This is a genomic window from Planctomycetia bacterium (genome assembly GCA_034440135.1).
Taxonomy (GTDB): Bacteria; Planctomycetota; Planctomycetia; order Pirellulales; family JALHLM01; genus JALHLM01.
In genome coordinates, this window is record JAWXBP010000141.1 from 1 (window position 1) to 19,314 (window position 19,314).

At 62.7% G+C, this 19,314-nt stretch carries 11 protein-coding genes; 2 read left to right on the top strand and 9 right to left on the bottom strand.

Features of this window, described 5'->3' with window-relative positions; translation table 11 throughout:
• From SGJ19_08055 to SGJ19_08065, 3 genes are all read right to left on the bottom strand, one after another.
• A partial coding sequence (locus SGJ19_08055) for a hypothetical protein (GenBank protein ID MDZ4780189.1) occupies positions 1-372 on the bottom strand: 372 nt, incomplete at its 3' end.
• 151 nt (positions 373-523) lie between these two features.
• Complete coding sequence (locus tag SGJ19_08060) at positions 524-1,588, bottom strand: hypothetical protein (GenBank protein MDZ4780190.1); 1,065 nt, start codon at positions 1,586-1,588, stop codon at positions 524-526.
• Positions 1,589-1,977: 389 nt separating this feature from the next.
• A complete protein-coding gene (locus tag SGJ19_08065; GenBank protein ID MDZ4780191.1) occupies positions 1,978-4,104 on the bottom strand; it encodes an NfeD family protein in 2,127 nt (708 codons plus the stop codon).
• Between the two features lie 419 nt (positions 4,105-4,523).
• Here SGJ19_08065 and SGJ19_08070 point away from each other — a divergent pair, with 419 nt between their 5' ends.
• Positions 4,524-6,149, top strand: a complete 1,626-nt coding sequence (locus tag SGJ19_08070) for an HDOD domain-containing protein (protein ID MDZ4780192.1) — start codon at positions 4,524-4,526, stop codon at positions 6,147-6,149.
• A gap of 6 nt (positions 6,150-6,155) precedes the next feature.
• Here the strand turns inward: SGJ19_08070 and SGJ19_08075 are convergent, their stop codons facing one another.
• Together SGJ19_08075 and SGJ19_08080 are read right to left on the bottom strand one after the other, a co-directional pair.
• Complete coding sequence (locus SGJ19_08075) at positions 6,156-10,016, bottom strand: protein kinase (GenBank protein ID MDZ4780193.1); 3,861 nt, start codon at positions 10,014-10,016, stop codon at positions 6,156-6,158.
• A gap of 265 nt (positions 10,017-10,281) precedes the next feature.
• Entirely contained in the window at positions 10,282-10,851 is a 570-nt protein-coding gene (locus SGJ19_08080) for a sigma-70 family RNA polymerase sigma factor (GenBank protein ID MDZ4780194.1), read from the bottom strand.
• 451 nt (positions 10,852-11,302) lie between these two features.
• On the opposite strand from SGJ19_08080, the gene SGJ19_08085 reads away from it, so the two are divergent.
• Entirely contained in the window at positions 11,303-14,137 is a 2,835-nt protein-coding gene (locus SGJ19_08085; GenBank protein ID MDZ4780195.1) for a calcium-binding protein, read from the top strand.
• A 134-nt stretch (positions 14,138-14,271) separates the two neighbouring features.
• On the opposite strand, the gene SGJ19_08090 is transcribed toward SGJ19_08085, so the two are convergent.
• From SGJ19_08090 to SGJ19_08105, 4 genes are all read right to left on the bottom strand, one after another.
• Complete coding sequence (locus SGJ19_08090; GenBank protein ID MDZ4780196.1) at positions 14,272-15,654, bottom strand: MBL fold metallo-hydrolase; 1,383 nt, start codon at positions 15,652-15,654, stop codon at positions 14,272-14,274.
• A gap of 52 nt (positions 15,655-15,706) precedes the next feature.
• The gene (locus tag SGJ19_08095; GenBank protein MDZ4780197.1) at positions 15,707-17,281 is read right to left on the bottom strand and encodes a multiheme c-type cytochrome; all 1,575 of its coding nucleotides are present in this window, start codon (positions 17,279-17,281) and stop codon (positions 15,707-15,709) included.
• Entirely contained in the window at positions 17,278-18,699 is a 1,422-nt protein-coding gene (locus SGJ19_08100; protein ID MDZ4780198.1) for a multiheme c-type cytochrome, read from the bottom strand. The genes SGJ19_08095 and SGJ19_08100 overlap by 4 nt, the downstream gene beginning before the upstream one ends.
• On the bottom strand, positions 18,696-19,314 hold a 619-nt coding region (locus SGJ19_08105), incomplete at its 5' end, for a cytochrome c3 family protein (GenBank protein MDZ4780199.1). The genes SGJ19_08100 and SGJ19_08105, both read right to left, overlap by 4 nt.

Genomic DNA, 19,314 nt, shown 5'->3' on the forward strand with positions numbered 1-19,314 from the left:
GACTATGGCGGGCATGTTCGTGAGGACGTGCTGCTTCCGCAGTTGATGGGGGAACTTACCAAGGCTCTCGGCAAAGAAACCCAACGGCTGGAAACCTGTCTGGCCACGCCCACGGCGGCACCCCAGCCGACCGACGCCCTGGATCGACGCATCGCCCAACTGACGACGGAACTGGACGCCAGCAACGCCACGTTGGTCCGGTTGATGAAACGGACCCCGGCTCCCGAAACGGCGATCGACATGGCAGCCAATGCGATTGAGCGACTGTCCGCCGAGTTGGCGAAACTCAAGGCTGATCGTCAGACGATGGTGAAACTCCCCGCTGACCAGGAAAGCCAAGTCCGGGAACGTCTCGACTGGCTCCGCAAGCATGCCGTGGCAATTCGCCGTATCACCCTGATCGGCGGCAAGACGTCGGAGACGGTGTTTGAGGACCCCAAGAACCCGATTGTCGGCATGAATGAAAACTTTGAATGCATTCTGCCGGTGCCGACTGTCCCCGGATCGTACCGCTACGATACGGCTACGCTGCACTATGACGCCGAGCGGGTCCGGAATCTGTGCCAAGAATTGGGCTTAACGGTCTCCGTGACTTGGGAAGGCAAGCGTGGTGATAGTCACCGGGGCTATGTCCGGAGCGCCACCGCAAGCTTTTCCGCCAACTGTTTCCCAGTGGCAAGTAAGGTTCGCCAAAGACGATGAAATGATCCAGGCATTCTCGTTTCACGCTCTGAATCCAGCGTTCCGCAAACGGGTTCAAGTTCGGCGAGCGCGGCGGGATCGGCTTAAACTCGATGCCGTCGTTTTCCAGGATCGCGCAGAACTGCTCGGTGAACTTCGTGTCCCGGTCGCGCACGATGTGCGTGGGTTTGAATTCGCCCAGCTCGGCAAAGTAAATGGAGAGATTCCGCGCCTGTTGCGCCATCCAATCGCCGTTCGGTGCAGGCGTCATGCCGGCAACGTGGACGCGCCGCGATTTCAGGTGAATGAAGAACAGCACGTAAAACGTGACGATGCCGCCTTTTGTGACCACGTTCTTGGTAAAGAAGTCGCAGACCCAAAGCGTGTCCCGGTGACGTTTGAGAAACTCTTTCCAGGTCGAATCAGCGCGCTTCGGTCCCGGGTCGATCCCATTTTCCTGTAGGATGCGCCGCACCGTGGCGTCTGAAATCCGCACGCCGAGATTCGTCAGGATGCCGTGAATCCGCGACGCGCCGCAGCCGCCCCCTTCGCTTGCTAATTTGAGAATCAGCGCCCGGACTTCATCCGGCTTCCGCGGCCGACCACCTTTGCCGGCAGCCGCGGCCGGCTTGCCCGGATTTTTCGTCTCCCGGCTGACCCAGCGCGCAAACGTGCGCGGCGAAACGATCGTGATCAGATCCTTGATGGCCCGACCGAGCGGCTTACCAACCTTCAGCAGCCGCGTGCGCTCCGCTGGCGTCACGGTGATCCGCTTGGGCAACTTGCTCCGCAGGATTCGGTTCTCAGTTTTCAAATACTGAAGGTAGCTGGCCAGCTGTTTGTCCGTGGCTTGAGCCAACAACAGCAGCAAGGGCTGAAAGAATCGTTGCGCGACGGTTGAATCCATAACTCGTTGCGTACAATCGAGATGACATAGTTTTGACGCCCCGCTAGGAACGCGCATTCGCGGGGTCGCCACGTTCTATCACGCGTTCAGCGCGCGTTCCATTCCCGGCCGTGCCAAAGAACGTGGCAAGAAGCGGCCAACTCGCCGCCTAAGTGGCAAACTCGCGAGCACCACTGTGAGCACCGCGATCGTTACGGATTTCCGTAACTACCAACCCCGCAAAGCCGTTACCAAAACCGGCCTGCCGCCTACGGAACCGAAGGTTAGAGGTTCGAACCCTCTGGGTACTCGCGCGCCCCCAGCTCGCTAGACCTGGGGCCGAATGAGTACATTCGACCCCAGCCACTCACGAGTCTTGATGACCCGAATTTCCGGCTTTGACGGGGCACTTAGGCCGGCGCGGAGATTTCGCGGACGACGACGTGGGCGCCATGGACTTCAATCACTTCCACGGGCTGTCCCGCGGCCACGTATTGTCCGGGCGAGGTTACGTCCAGCAACGCGTCGCCAAACTGCGCCTTGCCGGCTGGCGCGAGCCGGGTTGTGGTGACGCCCTGGCAGCCGAGCAAATGCTGCCAATCGGCCATCGATTCGCGCGCGCCCAATTCATCGGCTTCCTCATGGGTGAGCGGCGCGAGCACGATTCTGCTGAACCAGGGAGTATGCGGCAGAAACCGTTGCAACGACACGGCGGCCACCATGAACCCGGCGCCCGCGCCGACGACGACCAGCAACGAGCGCTTCATTTCGTGCATTTCCGAGGCGTTGCCGGGCAGCACGAAGGTCTGACTCGCCAGGACCAGCGACGTAATAATCATTGCGCCGCCACCGATGCCGAATACGCCGAAGCCGGGCAGCACGAAGACTTCCAGCACCAGGCAACCCAACCCGGCCACGAACAGCAGGATCTCCAACCAGCCGGCGGTGCCGTTGAGATGATGGCTCCAAAAGAATAGGAGGAAGCAGATTCCGGCCAGAAATCCGCCGAGGCCAACGCCAGGCGAATGCAGCTCGAAGTACAGCGCCCAAAGTCCCACGACGAGAATCAACCAGGAGACGGCGGCGGAATTCAAAGCGTCGATCAACGTATCGGCCCAGCCCGGCTCGACGAGCGTGGGATCGGCTTCGAGCCCGTAGAGCGTCTTGAAGGCGCCGAAATCGTCGACAACTTGCCAGGCGAGTCCGAGTTCTTCGGCACGATCGCTCGTCAAGCGCAATGGTTGCCCGGCCTTGGTGATTTCCGCGCCCTGGCGCCAATCGTCCTTGTCCCCCTGCCGCTGCAATTCATCTTCGGTGAAGTATTCGGTGAAGCCGTCCCCCGCGCGGACATAGCTGAACACGCGACGGTTCCCGTCGAAGAACGCGCCGGCCAGGCTGGGGGACCGTTGCTTCTGGCGCGCGATCTCCTCCGAGAGCCGCACGACAAGCTGCCGATCCTCGGGCTGAAACGGCATTGCGCCGTCGCCACCGAGTTGTGCTTGTTTGTGCATGACGATTTGATCGCATGCCAGCGCAACCAGCGTGGCGTCGCCGGAGGCGTTGGTCGGCACGTAGGCCACGGTCCGCACTTCAGCCGGGTTCAAGCTCGCCAGGTCGTTGGCGAGCGCCGCCGCATCGGCGACCGACCCCCCTTCGCTATCGAGCCAGACCACGACCAGGTTGACATTCTTGCCTTCCATCTGGTCGTGAATGATCGACTGATTCTGCTCCGCGACGCGGGCCGTGATCGGGCCATTAATGCTGATGCGAATCGGCCGCCACCCGCCGGCCAGCGAGGGATCGTCGACGAGCGCCTCGCGCGGCAGCCCAAGCTGTTTGGCGACTTCGGCGCGATCGGACGCCAGCGACTTTACGAATCCTAATTCGCGCCCTTGTTCGCCCGAAAATAGCCCGGGCTCACCTTGCGGTTTAATCAATTTCGGCGCCAAGCCTGGCTCCGCGGCGCGCGCAGCTTCCAACTCCTCGCCGAGCAGAAAGCGGCGGTCGTTGTTGGTTTCGGCGACATAGAGTTCGACCGCGGGATCGAGCATCGCCACCGCGACTGCCGGCGGGACGGTCATCCGTCGGCGCGCGATATCGGCGTATTCGGCGCGCGTGCCGGCCGGGATGTTTTCCCCGTGCGGAGTCGCCGCGCCCAGCTTGGCCTCGGGCGCCATGATGATTTCTTGGCAGGCTAGCGCGACCAACGCCGTGTGTCCTGTCAGGTCTTCCGGCACAAACGCGATCGTCGTCGCGCCGCCCAGCGCGTCGCTGGCGAGAAATCGCGCTAGTTCCGTGGCGTTGCCGAAATCGCTCTGACCGGGCCGCAGCTCGAAAACCAAAATCGGCAAGGCGTTGGCGTCGCGGCGTTTGGCCTGTTGGACGACCTCTCGCGCCATACGCTCCACATGCCGGCGTACGCGATCGGTGATCGGCGATTCGACGCGAATAAATCGCCCAAATCGCTGTTCCGCGACGGCGTCAGCGGCCGGAGGATCGGCGGCGTAGGTCTGCGCCGGCCCCCACGAGGCAATCACCAATCCCCATAGCCAAACACATCGGCCCAGCGCGATAACGCGCCGTCGATGGTCCCCCTGGGTCGATCCGTCCCACCCACGTTTCATAGTCCGCCGAACTTACGCAAGTAACGTCACAGAGCGGATTTCCAAACTCTGCCAGATTATAGGCCGAGAGCCCCGCGAGTCAAACAAAGCACAACCCGCGCAACCGCCAAGCCCCAGTCCAGCCGAACACAGCGCAGAGGGTAGTTTGCCACTTCGCGAAACCACGTGCGAACCTTCTAAAATGAACCGTGAGCTAGCCTTGTGGTGAAAGAAAGCTCGACCGGAGTCGGCGGCGCGCGGAAACTGCGCGCCCACTGTGCCTCGGTTGATCCTCACGATCCCTTCACCTAATTCACGCCGGTCCCCCAGGGGCCGGAGGCGCCCCCGCTTTCATGACCGCCGTCGCATCCCCCGTGCAAAAAATCGCCGCCCGCGCCGGAGAGCTGTTCACGCTCCCCAGCGTCGCCGTGCGCGTCATGGAATTGACCGAGAATCCCAAGGTCGACGTGCGGGCGCTCAAGGAATGCGTCGAGAACGATCCGGCCCTCACGGCCAAAGTGCTGCGCGTCGTGAATAGTTCGCTGTTCGGGCTGAGCCGCGAAGTTCGCGATCTGAACCAGGCGCTCGCGCTCCTGGGTACCAAGCCGCTCAAATTGCTGGTCCTCGGCTTCAGCTTGCCGGACGCGCTGTTTCGCGGCGTCGGGGCGGAGTTCCTCAATCACTATTGGCGGCGCACGCTCACGCGGGCGGTCGTCGCGCGAGAGCTCGCGGAACAATACTGGCGCGTGCCAGGAGACGACGCCTTCATCGCGGCGCTTTTGGAAGACATTGGGCTCCTGGTGTTGGCGCAGGAACTGGGCGAAGCGTGGATCACGTTTTACGACCGGGTCCATCGCGAACGGGCGAACCTGTTGCGGATGGAAATGAAGGCGCTCGGCTTCGATCATGCGGCGCTGACCGTGCGCCTGCTGGACCAATGGCGGCTGCCGGCGACGCTCAGCACGGCGATCGCCGCGGCCAACGATCCGGCGCTGATGACCCGGTTGCAAGGGACGGAACTCGAATTGACCCAGGTGCTGCGGCTCGCAAACCTGGTCGCCGAACTGATGGCCGACGGCCGACAAGAAGCGCTCGCCGATCTGCACGCCTGCGGCCGCGCCTTTCGCGGGCTCACGGAACGGGATTTCGAAGAGCTGCTTCGCGACCTGGAACAACGCGTGAGCCAACTGGCGGACGCCTTGAGTTTGGAGCTGCCGAAGGATTTTCGCTACGAACAAGTCTGGCGGGCCGCGCATGAACGCCTGGCCGCCACGGCCGCGGAACTGGTCGGCGATCTCGTGCGACAAAACGCCGGTGGAACCGATCAAGCGGAAATCGCCCTGCTGGAAGATTGCCAGTCGCTTTCTGCCGCAGTGCAGCAGTTATCGACTCAACCGAAGGAGCGCGCTGAGTTGCCCAGCCGACCGGTCGCGCCGGTCAAAGAGGCCATCAAACCAAAGGCGCCGCCGACCGCTTCGCGCGGCGGCGAACGCTCGACTTCCGGAGACGTCGATCCCGGCATCGGCGGGCGGCTCACGGCTGCAGTGGCCGCGGCCAGACAGTCGCGGTGCTCGCTCAGCCTGTTGTGCATCGAAGTCGATCATCAAGACGAGTTGCTCGTACACCTCGGCCGCTCCGCGATGGTGCAATGGCTGGAGCGCGTGCAGCGCTATTGCGAATCTATCGACCACGATCCAGCGGCGCAATGCGTCGAACTGACCGATGGCCGTTGGATGGTGGTGCTGATCGACTGCGATCGCCGGCAAGCCGTCGAGCAAGGGCATCAGTTGCTCCGCGCCGTCCGCCGCAGCACGCAACCGAAGACCGACGTCCGCCTGTCTCTCAGCGTGGGCGCGGCGAGCGTCGCTGTGCCCTCGCCGAACTTCCCGCCGCGCGACTTGCTCACGTCCGCCGAACGCTGCCTGCAAGCCGCCCTCGCCAGCGGCGGCGATGTGCTGAAGAGCATTGAGATTTATTGAATCGCCCTATCGCGCATCACAGATGGCGCGCGCTTTCGCCAAGTCCGGCGTGTCGAGCCCCTGGGAAAACCAGGCGAGTATGTCCCGCAGTGCGTTTTCGTAGGGGTTCGCGTCCGTTCCTTGCTTTCTCGCCGACTGCGTTTGATCCACCAAGACGCGCAGCTCAAGCGAGCGTGTGCGTTGTCGTTGCGCGACTTGCACGGCCCGGCGCAGGCTGGCCTCGCTATTCATGTCGTGGGGATCGATCGCCCGCGTGGTTTCGGCCAGTAGGCGATGCAGCTCCGCCTCGTAATACCGTTCGCCGGTGCGCTCGACGAGTGCGAGCGATTCTTCGGCCACCTTGCGCGCTTCGCCAATTTCCCCAGCGGCCAGTAGCGATTCCGCCAACAAGCCGAGGTAGTACGTGCGATACGTGACACTGCCGGAGGCCTGCCATTCCACGAGGGCTTGCCGCATCGCGGAGATTCCTTGCGCATGATTTCCATCCGCGGCATCGGCCCAGCCGAGCAAGATCGCGCTGCTTGCGCGCCAGAATGTGTAGCCATGTTCGTGCGCAATCGCGTGGCTGGCCGCGGCGCAGCGGCGCGCCTCGGGAACGTCGCGGCGGAGTTGATGGACCATGGCCGCAAAATAGTAGGCCACGGCCTGGCTGTTCGGCGTCAGGCCGTCGCTCATCGCAATCCCCTGCGACGCCTGGCGCGCAGCGGCGTCTGGGTAGCCGAGCAGCCACAGCGCCACGGCGCCGAGTGCTTTGCAGATGACGCCGGGATCCTGCCCGAACTGAAACGCATGGCCGCGGTGACGTTCGGGATCGTAGAGCGCGGCGGCTTGCTCCACATGCTGCAGCGCCGCTTCTTCCTCGCCGCGACAGAGCGCCGTCATGGCGAGCGCCTGGTGCGCCTGCAACGCGAGATTCGGATCATGCAACTGGCGCGCCAGGATCGATAACTCGCCTGCCAGCACTTGCGCGGTTGACAAATCCGACCGCACTTTGTGACAAAGCCATAACCCCCACAGCACCGGGAACAGCGGCTGATTAGCACTTCCCGGTTGGCAGAGCGCACGCCCGCGCTGATAGGCGGCTTCGGCCAAGGGCGCTCCGTAGCCATGGATGAATTGCAATTGCAGGCCCAGCGTGGTTTGCAATCGCAGTTCCAAATCGGCGCGCTCCGGCGAGTCCGTCATCGTTTCAATCAACTTCACGCCGCGCTTCGCGAGTCCGGCCGCTTCGCCGTGGGCATAAATCCGCGCGGCGTGCAGCGCGGCCAACCAGAACTGCCGCGCCGCGGCCAGATAATCTCGCCCGACCTCGTACAAGCAGGCCAACTCGGAGTGATGCGCGCCCGACGAGCCGCGCCAACGCGTCTCCATTGCCTTGGCCAACGCCAGGCTCCACTGCGCGCGTCGCGTCGGCAGCAATTGATGATAAAGCGCCTGTTGATACAGGATATGCACGAACGAACAGCGCACTGACAACCCGCCGTCGGGCAATTCGTGCGAACGCGCGGTGCGAACCAAGCCATGCACGTTGTCGAGCACTTGCAAGCGCTCTTCGACCCAGGCCGGATCTTGTTCCAACGCGTCCGAGATCAGCAACGATTCGAACTCGTGCCCCAGCACGGCCGCCGCGGTCAGCAAGCGCCGATCGTCCTCTTCGAGGCGATCCAGCTTGCGCTCGATCATCCCGCGGACCGACTCCGGCAATTCGCGCGACAAGTCCGGCAGATCGTGCGCCACGGTCCAGCGTCCATCAACCTCGGCCAGCACGCCTTGCTCGCGCAAATACCGCACGAGGTCCGCCATGAAGAGCGGGCTGCCCTCGGTGCGGGCGTAAATCAAGTCGGCGAAGTCCGTCGGCAGCGCATGGCCGGGAAACATCAACTGCAAATAATCGTCAACGTCACGCCGCGCGAGGAAGCCCAGCTCCAATTCGGTACAGGCGCCGCGTCCCTGTAACTCCTGTTGCACGCCACGGAACGGATGCCGGCCGAGCAACATTTCCGTCGGGCGATACGTGACCAGGATCAACACGCGCAGGTCCTGGCATTGCCGGCCAACATGCGCCAGCAAATCCACCGTCGAAAGGTCGGCCCAATGCACGTCATCGAAAAACAGCACGATCGTGGACAAGCGCGAAGCTTGTTGCAGGAAACCGCAGAACTCGCGCAACATCGCTTGCTGCGAGCCGGCGATCGCTGTTCGCGATGTATTTCCAGTAATGTGCGTCAAACAGGGCGAAAGTTGCGCGCACCAGGTCGGCGCCAGCAGGCCCAGTGTGCGCTGACCGATCCCGGATTCATCGCTGCGCAACAGGCTTTCGAGCGCGTCTACGACGGGTAAGTACGCCTCCGCTTCGGCCAGCCGCTCCGAGCAATGCCCCCGCGCGATCAAGCAAGTCGTATCGCCTTCCGTCAACTCGCTGAGAAAGTCTTCGGCGACTGTCGTCTTGCCAATCCCTGGCTCACCGCGCAGGCAGACCATGCTTCCGCGACCGCCGTCGGCTTGCGCGAACGCCGTGCGGAGCTCCGAGAGCTCGGCTTTGCGATGCACGACCGGCCGCATGACCGGCGCACCACGCTCCGGCGCGGCGAGCTCCATCGTCGCCAGCATCTCCTGCACGGCCGCGGCGGTGGGGCGCAAGCGGGCCTCTTTCTCCAGCATCGCGTCGACCAGTCCTGAGAGCGCCGCAGGCACTCGCGGATTCAATTGACCGAGCGGAAGCGCCGGGCTCGCGGCGATCGCATGGAGCGTGGAGATCGGAGTATCGCCCGAGAATGGATGCCGCGATGCGAGCAACTCGTACAATACGATGCCTAGCGAAAACACGTCCGAAGCCGGCGTCGCGGCCGCGCCACGGGTTTGCTCCGGCGACATGTAGCCTACCGTGCCCAGCAACGCGCCGGCGCTGGTGTCGGCGCTTGCGCCCGCGTCTGCGTCGGTCAGGCTCGGCAAACGACGCGCGAGACCGAAATCGAGCACTTTTACATACCCGTCCGGGCGGACCATGATGTTTTCCGGCTTCACGTCGCGATGCACGACACCGGCCGCATGCGCCGATGCCAGCGCGCGCGCGGCTTGTTCTACCCAGGCGACGGAATCCTCCACCGAGGGACCGCGCGCGGCCAACGGCCGCAGCGTTTCGCCTTCAACCAACTCCATTACGATGAACGGCCGCCCGTCGTGTTCATCGAGGGCATGCACCGTGCAGATGTGCGGATGATTCAACGCCGAGGCGGTGCGGGCCTCGCGCAGAAAGCGCTCCAGCCGCTCCGAATGGCGAACAAACTCTTCCGGCAGAAACTTCACCGCCACCTGGCGATCGAGCTTCGGCTCCCGGGCGCGGTAGACGATGCCCATGCCGCCGCGCCCGATCTGTTCGATCATTTCGTAACCCGGCACTTCGGGCCAAGCGCCGGGCGCTAAGAGTGGCGCTCCAGACGCGGCGATCATCGTCTTGGCGTGAACGGTCGCCAACCGCTCGGCGAGCGAGCCCGCCAAGTCCGGAAATCGCTGGCGGTATTCTTCGAGCGTTAGTCCGCGATCACTGCGACGCCGGAACTGATACTCCGTTGCCAGCAGTTCGACCAGATGGTTGGCGTCGGCGGCCAGCGTGGGGAACATCGAAACATAGTCTTCGACCCGCGCGGCATCGCCGTTCTTCAGCCGGAATTCGAGATCGATATGGACCAACTCCAGCAACAGCGCCTCGCGCACGTCGCTGCCGGAGAGCAGGTGGTCTTGGATCGACGGCACTTGTCCATTGCGCCAGGCGAACTCAAATGATTTGATCAATCCTTCGCACTGGGACCAGCTTGGGTTGGCCACCATCTGCGAGAATTGGTCATGACTCGATCGGTAAGGCTTCATGCGATCCACTTCGTCGGCCGGCAATACTTTCAATATACTCGATCGTCTTCCGAGTTAATTCCTGCTATCCCTGTGGAGAATCCGCACTTTTTGTGAGCGATTTCCGCCAGGTTGCCTGCCCCCAGATCGATCCATTCGCGGCGCCGCCACGTGGCCCCGCCGCATTCGGGTTCTCATTACGGCGTGAAACGGCGCCCAATGTTACGGCGTCAGATTTCCGTACGCCCGCCAATGCGACGCAGTGGGGACCAGATTAGTTCGCGCATCAATTCCGTTCCAACTGCTTGCGAACTCGTTCCCGCAGTCGGCGCACCGATCGCTCTGCCCGCTTAAGTTTCTCGCTCACTTCTTGTGTCGAGTAGCCCTGCAAACTCAGCTCGATAATCGAGCGGTCGTCGGCGTCGAGGCCGCCCAGCAGGTTTTCCAACGTTTCCGCCAGTACGGCGACGTGCTCTGGCGTCGGTTCCCGGCCGACGGCCTCTTGCCATGGGGCGGGGCGATCGTCGCCGCCGCCGGTCGCAGTCTCGCGCGCCATGTTTCGGCGTTCGGCCTGAAAATACCGCACACGGTCGGCGCATTTGCGGACCGTGATCAGCGTCAACAATGGCCATAAGCCTTCAATTTCCTGGTCCGCCGGCAGGCCCTGGCCGTATCGTACGAAGAAGCTTCGATAGACCGATTGTACGACGTCTTCCGGCTCGATTTTGTGTTGCAACCGCACGTCCAAATGCGCTCGTGCCAAACCAATCAAACGGCGCGTGAAGCGATCGAACGCCACGCGTTCCTCCGGCGCGGCGAACAATTCTGGTTCCGCGCCCGAGTCTTCTGGTGGCATAGCTCATTCCTTCCGTCGCCGGGCTCTCCTGCCCTGTTCCACGGCGTGCAATTTTTGCGTACTGCTTTTTTTGATCCGACTCTGGCCGCCGCCAGCCGCCTTGGGGATTCCCCCCATTGTACCCACGCGTTGTCGCCAGTGTGAGGCGGCCACGCCTCCGCTGGCAAGCGCACTCCACCGACTGCGCACCGCTTTTGGCTGTGGTATTAAACCGGTCCCAGGCGACGATTTCGATTCACTTGAGAACACGTCCGAAATTTTTTTTGCCGAGTCTGTCACAGAGCCGTGATTCCCGCGAAGAAGGCTGTGGAAGGACAAGGCCGTCAGGCCCTGTCCGCTCGCCTTCGCAGTTCGCCGCCCGACCTGACAATTCGGCGGCGTCTGCCACGAAGCGTCGCGCCGCACGCGATAACTCCTGTCCAATTGTCCCCATTAACGAAGAGGCCGCCCCATGTCGCGAAGCACTTGGATTCAATGGTTGTCCGGTCGTGTACGGCGCAACATGCCGGCGGCGAAGCGCCGCGCCGCGACGTTCGAGACCCTGTCGGCCCGCATCACTCCGGCCGTGAACGCCCTGTTTATCCCGAACGTAGGCTCTCTGGCGATCGTCGGTGACAATCTGGATAACAATATCGAAGTCAGCCGGAACGCGGCCGGACAATTGCTGGTCAATGGCGGTGCGGTGAATATCATCGGTGGCACGCCCACTGTGGCGAACACGACGCGGATCCAACTCTTCGGGAACGCCGGCAACGACACCCTGACGCTCAATGAGGCCAATGGCGCGCTGCCGCAGGCGTTCATCTACGGCGGCGTCGGTAACGACACGCTCACCGGCGGCAGTGGGAACGATCAGCTCTTCGGCCAGAATGGCAACGACACGCTGCTCGGCAAGGGAGGCTTCGATCAACTCTTCGGCGGCAACGACAACGACATTCTCACTGGCGGCGACGCGGACGACCTGGCGTTCGGCCAAGGGGGCGATGATCGGATGATCTGGAACTCCGGCGATGATACCGACCTGAACGAAGGCGGCGCCGGTGTTGATACCGTCGAAGTCAACGGCGGCAACGGCGCGGAAGTCTTCACGACCACGGCCAACGGCACGCGCGTGCGGTTCGATCGAATCGACCCGGCGCCGTTCGCAATCGATATCGGCACCAGCGAGAAGCTAACCGTCAACGCCAATGGCGGCGACGACTCGTTCTCCGCGACGGGCAATCTGGCGGCGTTGATTCAGATCACGGTAGACGGCGGTACGGGCAATGACACGTTGCTGGGGAGCAACGGCGTCGACTTGTTGATCGGCGGCGATGGCAACGACTTCATCGACGGACAACAGGGCAACGACACGGCGCTGATGGGCGCCGGCGACGACACGTTCCAGTGGGATCCGGGCGACGGTAGCGACGTCGTTGAGGGGCAGGACGGATCCGACGCGATGCTGTTTAACGGTTCGGCCGGAGCTGAGGTGTTCGACATCTCGGCCAACGGCGGTCGCGTGCTGTTTACGCGCAATCTCGGCAGCATCGTGATGGATTTGAACGATGTCGAGAGCATCGATCTGAATACGCTCGGCAATACGGATACCACCACGGTCCACGATTTGACCGGGACGGATCTGACCGAGATTAACATCGACCTGGCCGGGACGATCGGCGGGACGGCCGGCGACGGGCAGGCGGACGTCGTGATTATGAACGGCACGAATGGCAACGACATTGTCGACGTCTTCGGCGCAGGCACGTCGGTTGCCGTCGTCGGACTCCCGGCGTTGGTGAACATCACCAACTCGGAAGGCGCGAACGACGCGCTCGTCATCAACACGCTTGGCGGCAACGATGGCGTAACGGCGACGACGCTGCCGGCCGGCGTGATCAAGCTGACCATCGACGGTGGCGCCAACAACGACACGTTGCTCGGCTCGCAAGGCGCCGACACGTTCTTCGGCGGCGATGGCAATGACTTTATTTTTGGCGACAACGGCAACGACGTCGCTTTTATGGGCGCCGACAACGATATTTTCCAATGGGATCCGGGCGATGGCAACGACACTATCGAAGGCCAGGACGGCGCCGACCGGATGTTATTCTTCGGCTCTGGCGCGAGCGAAAACATCAACATCATCGCCAATGGCGGGCGTGCCCTGTTTCTCCGCGACGTGGCCAACGTGACGATGGACCTCAACGACGTGGAAGCAATCGATTTCCGCGCCTTGGGCGGCGCGGACAATATCGTCGTCGGCGATCTGTCGGGCACCGACGTCACGAAAGTCGGCCTCGACCTCCGCGGACCCAATGGCAACGGCGATGGCGCCGCGGACACCGTCACGGTCAATGGCACCAACGGCGCGGACAACTTCGGCGTCGCTGGAGACGCCGGTGGAGTCAACGTCTTCGGACTGCAAGCGGCCGTCGATATCTTCTTCCAGGAAGTGGCGAATGACCGGCTCACACTCAACGGACTGGGCGGCGACGATGTGATCGACGCCATTTCGCTCGAAGCCGACGGCATTCAACTCACCATGAATGGCGGACTGGGGAACGACATTTTCCTGGGCAGCGAAGGAAACGACCTCTTCAACGGCGGCGACGGCAATGACACCGCTTTGATGGGCGCCGGCGACGACACTTTCGTCTGGAATCCGGGCGACGACAATGACACGCTCGAAGGCCAAGACGGCTTCGACAAGATGGAGTTCAACGGCGCGAACATCGCGGAGAATATCGATATCCTGGCCAACGGCGGCCGGGTGTTGTTCTTGCGAAACGTCGCCAACGTCGTCATGGATTTGAACGACGTCGAAGCGGTCAACTTCAACGCCTTAGGAGGCGCGGACCGCATTGTCGTCAATGACCTCTCCGGCACCGACGTAACGGAAGTGAATCTTCGCCTCGCCTCGACCATTGGCGGCAACGCTGGCGACGGTCAAGCGGATAATGTGATCGTCCAAGGCACCAACGGCGATGATATCGCCTTGGTCGTCGGCGATGCGTCCGGCGTCTCCGTACTCGGTCTGGCCGCGCAGATCAACATCACTGGCGCCGAGTCGGCGAATGATCGTCTGACGGTGAACGCCTTGGCGGGCGACGATGTCGTCGAGGCCTCGGGACTCGCGGCGTCCGGGATTCAACTCACCGCCGATGGCGGCGCAGATGATGACATCCTCGTTGGCGGCGACGGCAACGACGTGCTCCTCGGCGGCGAAGGTGACGACGTGCTGCTCGGCGGACCGGGTGTCGACGTCCTCGACGGCGGCCCCGGCGACGATGTGGAGATTCAGTAGTAAGTCGGCGTAGCTCCTGCAACGGAGTATGTAACAAGTAAAAAGCCCAGGGAAGGCCCTAAGAGACGAATGCCAAGGCGCACGTCTCGGGTGGCCTTCCCTGGGCTTAATCGTGGTAGCTGCGAACGAGACCGCTACAACTCAAAAGCCTGCCCCATCCGTGGAACTACGACATCCCATTGCCGCGTCGTGCGCAATGCCGCCGCGAACGACTCCGAACTCGCCTTTTCGCCATGCGTCAAGAACACTTGCCGCGGCGCGGGGAGATCGGCGAGCCAGCGTAGCAACTCGCTCCGCCCCGCATGGCCGCTGAGGCTCGATGCAGATGCGATGTTTGCTCGCACTGGGATATCGCGGCCATGAATGCGAATCGATCTCGCGCCTTCCTGCAGTTGCCGCCCGCGCGTGCCGATGGCTTGAAAGCCGCCAAGCACGATCGTGTTCTTCGGGTCCGGCAATCGCTGCTTGAGATGATGGAGAATCCGCCCGCCCGTCATCATCCCGGAAGAGGCGATAATCATCGCTGGGCCTTTTTCGATGTTGATCCGCTTCGATTCCTCGGCGCTGCGGGCTAACTGCACGTTCGGACCGAAAAGCTCACTCCCCTTGCCGCGCAGCTTGCCTTCGGCGAGATCGTGGTCCGCACGGTAGGTCTGAAAGATGTGCGTGGCGTCGACCGCCATAGGGCTGTCGATATAGATCGGCATCTCCGGGATGCGGCCCTGCGCGATCAGGATCTCCATGAGGTAAACGAATTGCTGTGCGCGCCCCACGGCAAACGACGCGGTGAGCAACACCCCGCCGCGCGCGTTGCCCGCCAGCACCACTTCGCAGAGTTGGTCGAGAATCGCCTCTTCCGGATGATCGCGGTTGCCGTAGGTGCTCTCGCAAATCAAATAGTCGCACGCAGTCGGCGGCGACGGATCATGATACAGCGGCGCGTTGTAACGCCCGACGTCGCCCGAAAATAGAATGCGTAACGGCGGCGATTGATCGCGAATCTCGACTTCGATCATCGCGCTGCCCAGCAGATGCCCGGCGTCGTGATACCGACACCAGATCGGACCGGCGGCCTGGAACCAAGCGCCGAGCGATTGGCGTCGCAACAACTTGAGCGTCCGAGTCACGTCATGCTCGTCGTAGAGCGCCTGGGCGGGGTGATGCTTGGTATATCCGTGCCGGTTCGCATGCTCGGCGTCCGATTCCTGGTTCTTGGCAGAGTCGTATAGCATCAGATCGCACAATTCCACCGTCACTGGCGTGCCATACACTGGGCCGTGAAAGCCCTGTTGCACGAACTTCGGCAGGTAGCCGACGTGATCGATATGCACGTGCGTCAGCACGCAGGCGTCGACGGTCGAGGCCTTGAATGGCAACGCGGCCCAGTTGCGTAGGCGTAACTCCTTCAACCCCTGAAACAACCCGCAATCGATCAGCACGCTCGTGTCGCCGGCCTCCAACAAGTATTTGGAGCCGGTCACGGTCTCGGCCGCGCCATGAAAGGTGATTCGGGCCATGGGCGCACGCCGGGGTTTGAGAGGTGACGATGCAATCGCCCACGCCAACGAACTATCGAGTTCGGGCGCTATCGGCGAATCGCTGAATGGCTTGCTGGAATTTCACTGGATCGTAGTTCGCTCTGGCGCGTAATGTTTGCGGGAGCGTTTGAGATACGGTGGCCGGTCTCGTAGCTGCCGGTTGCGTGCGACGGTTTGTGCCTTGCAGCGCCGGTCCGTTGTCGACGTCCTCTCCGCCGAGGTCACAGACCTCGGCTACAGAAGACGCGCTGCCGTGCGGGATGGATAGTCCGAGCTGGCTGTCGAGTTCATTCCACGCGACTTCGGCCTCGGTGTTTGCTTCGTCGCTTGGCGTACTCACTGCGTACTTCAGCAACCAGGCCAAGGTCCGCGCTGTATCGTAGTCCGGCGGCTGCTGGGAATCGAGGGCTCGCTCCAAAATCGCGTCGGTCCAGCGCTTGCTATCCGATGGCTGCTGGCCAGCGGCGGCGAGTTTTTCCGCTTGCCGTGCCCACATGTCGGCCAGGGCGAGCGCAGCTGCCGCGCTTGCTTTCCCATCGCCGCCGAAGGGACGCGACTGGAGCGCTCCGCTGATTTCGTTGAGCGAGCCACGTACGGTGTCATTCGATCCATCCGCGGCCACAAGTTCCGATGTCAGCGCCGCCATCTGCAACGGCCACTCTCGGAACATCGGTCGCCCAGGCATACCGCGCGTGAGCCGCGCCTGCCGCCAACTCGGCGACGACAATTCATGATGACAAGCGTCGCAATCGAAGTTCGCGAAGTCAGGCAGGCCCTCGTAAGCGCGAGTAGCCAACCGCAGCGAACGTTCTCCCGCAGCTAGATGGCCCGCCATTGCCATGCGCGCGTCCGCAATTGGATCCGTCTCGACCCGCGCCGCGCCGCGCTCGGCCTGTTCACCCGGCGTTCGCCAATGTCGCGGCATGTCGTTGGCGTAGGCGACGATATCGATGCTCGCGAGCGGCGGATGTCCGGCGGCGTACATCGCGTGCGTGACGATCTGGCCTTCTTTCGCGTTGCCGACATGGCAATCGAGGCACACGTTCGCCCGCGTCAGCGGATCGCGGAGGTCGTTCATCCCGTGCGATTGTTTTTGTTCCGGCGACAGTTCGCGCCATTGGTCTTTCAAGACATGTAGCCGGTGCCAACCGCGCGAGCCGCCGTGGCAGTCTTCGCAGGATACGCCTTCGGAAAGCTTGTAGTTGGGCGGTGCATTGGAATCGGCGCTCCGTTGCTCATGACGCGGCGCGTGGCAGGCCAAGCATTCCTTGGCCGTCGTTACATTGACGCCCAGCCTCTCAGACATCTGTCGTCCGAGTTCGCCTGATAGCACGCAATACGCCAGACTGTGCTTGTCCTGCTCGTGCCACACTCGTACTTCGTCCATCCGCACGAGCGCCAGGCTTTCGACATAGGGCGACTGCTCACCGGCGCTGTGGCAGCCCAAGCACGCGAAGACGCCGGAATACAACGGCTCACTGTTCGCATCAGCCACGGCCAGCTCGGCTTTCCCAGCAAGGTCGGCGGCGTTCACCGACGGCCAAGCAAGCACAACCAGCGCAAGCATTGCCGAAGCGCTAAGCAGTCCGGCTCGCGTTCGCGTCATGGATTACCTCCCGACGCTTTGCGTTCTTGAAGCAACTTGCTCAAGCGTTGTGCGGCATCGGTAAATGCCTGGGGATCAAAGTCTCGCGGGCTATTCAACACGTGATTCGCGTCGCCGGCCGAGAAATTGAGCAACTCTTTGATTGCCTGCAACTGCAATTGCACGTGCTGATCACGCTCCGCCGCTGCGCCCAAGGGCGGCGCGTCGTAATGATCCAACCGCGCGCGTTCGGTGGCCACGATGGCCAAATACCATTGCGTGCACTGGTCCCAAGTAGCGTGCTCTGGCGGCGTGGCGGCCAGCTTCTTCAGAATTTCCTCGATGTCGTCGCGACCCCATTGGCGAAGTAACTGCTGCTCCAGTGCCCAGCCGCGTAAATGGTCGGCCAAAAATCGCGCGAGCAATGCGGCCCGGTCGGATTCGAGCGCCACGATCGCTTTCGTATCCTCATCGCGAAGCACATCCCAGAGACCCTTGTCTGGAACATACCAAGTCAGCAATCGCAACGCGCCATGCGTCTCGCCAGGCGTGTTCTGTGGTCGCGTGCCGCGCGCGCGCAACTCATGATGGCACGCATAGCAGTCGTAATTGGCGAATTCAATCCTATTGCCCCGTTCCGCACGAGCGGCGATTAGTTCGAAATGCGCCGCCGCCGCGGTCAACTGTCCCACTACCCAGAGTTTGGCTTCGAAGGCCCGGTCGGCACTTCGTTCCGCCTCGTGCGACCAGTGCTTGGGCATTTGATCGTGAAACGTGCCCATCTCGAAACTGAGTCGCGGGTGACCGGCCGCGATCAGGTCGTGCGTGACGTCGGCCTCACCTTCGCCAACGTGGCAGCGGACGCATTGCTGGGTGCGGACCAATACGTCGCGCGTGTCGGTCATGCCCAACTGCTTGCGTTTTGTCGCTTTCTCTGCCGGTGCCAGACTCTTCCAGTCGATCGTGGAGTGTGCGGAGGCCCATTTGTCCGCCGCGCCGTGGCAGGCTTCGCAGCCGACGCCGTCGCCGACGAGTTGCGGTGATCGCTCCGAATCAGGCCCCGTCGGCGCATGGCATGCCAGGCAACGTCGATCCTCATGCGGCGGCAGGGCCCTCGAAGCGTCGCCGCCGGCCAACTGCCGCGCCATCTGGAGCGACGTTTCGTTGAACAGGACCGAGTAGGCTCGGGAGTGGGAATCGCGCGAGATCCACGTTGTGTACTCGCCGCGCGGTTTCTCCACTTCGCCGCCATGGCAGGCCGCCGCGGCGCACCCGCCGACACCGACCCACTTGGCTTGACTTGGCTGTGCCGCATTCGCCGCTGGCAACGTCAATTCCTCCGGCCCGTCGGCGCGCGGCGCTGTGGCGAGCCAGGCAATTCCTACCGTGGCCCACGCGGCGACTAGCGACGCTTTCACGAATTGACGCGCCACGCTCATGGTTGCACCGCCTCGTCAGCGGTCGCGCTGGTGCGCTGCCGTACGCCGACGGGTTCGAGGTTCAATCCCAGCCTGCCGGCCAGTGTGTCCTGGCCATGATCGTGATAATCATGACACTCCACGCAGCGATCGCCGGCCTGACCTGATTTCGAGGCGGACGCGCCGTGGCATTCACGGCAGATCGCGATGCCCGGCAACAGAATTTCTGCCGTCGCCGTGCTACCTGTGGCGCGATCGTGACACGCCCCACAATCCAATAGGCGATGACTCGCGTGATTGAACCGAGCGTGTGTTTGCCACCGATCCGGAATCGCCGTCGGTGTGACGCTCAACCCGGAATCACGCTCCTCCAAGGTATGGCAAAATCGGCAGCCTCCTTTGGCTTCCTTGCCGAACACCACGTGCTCGGCGCTGACGAGGCGCTGATTCACCCAGTCCAACTCGCCCGGCCGGATCGGCGCACTTCCTGCCGCTCCGGGAATTCTGCGCGGCGTCACTTGGATCGATGCTGCGTCGGCAGGTTGCATGGTGCGAAACGCCTCGGACAGGCGGCTGCGCATGGCGTCGCGCACCAATTGCACGTCGCGATGCGGCAACGGCGCTCCGAGTTCCAAC

What these genes read in the sequence shown, in the direction of transcription:
- SGJ19_08090 (MDZ4780196.1), bottom strand. Translation starts at nt 15,654, where the DNA reads ATGGCCCGAATCACCTTTCATGGCGCGGCCGAGACCGTGACCGGCTCC.
- SGJ19_08100 (MDZ4780198.1), bottom strand. Translation starts at nt 18,699, where the DNA reads ATGAGCGTGGCGCGTCAATTCGTGAAAGCGTCGCTAGTCGCCGCGTGG.
- SGJ19_08060 (MDZ4780190.1), bottom strand. Translation starts at nt 1,588, where the DNA reads ATGGATTCAACCGTCGCGCAACGATTCTTTCAGCCCTTGCTGCTGTTG.
- SGJ19_08095 (MDZ4780197.1), bottom strand. Translation starts at nt 17,281, where the DNA reads ATGACGCGAACGCGAGCCGGACTGCTTAGCGCTTCGGCAATGCTTGCG.
- SGJ19_08075 (MDZ4780193.1), bottom strand. Translation starts at nt 10,016, where the DNA reads ATGAAGCCTTACCGATCGAGTCATGACCAATTCTCGCAGATGGTGGCC.
- SGJ19_08080 (MDZ4780194.1), bottom strand. Translation starts at nt 10,851, where the DNA reads ATGCCACCAGAAGACTCGGGCGCGGAACCAGAATTGTTCGCCGCGCCG.
- SGJ19_08085 (MDZ4780195.1), top strand. Translation starts at nt 11,303, where the DNA reads ATGTCGCGAAGCACTTGGATTCAATGGTTGTCCGGTCGTGTACGGCGC.
- SGJ19_08070 (MDZ4780192.1), top strand. Translation starts at nt 4,524, where the DNA reads ATGACCGCCGTCGCATCCCCCGTGCAAAAAATCGCCGCCCGCGCCGGA.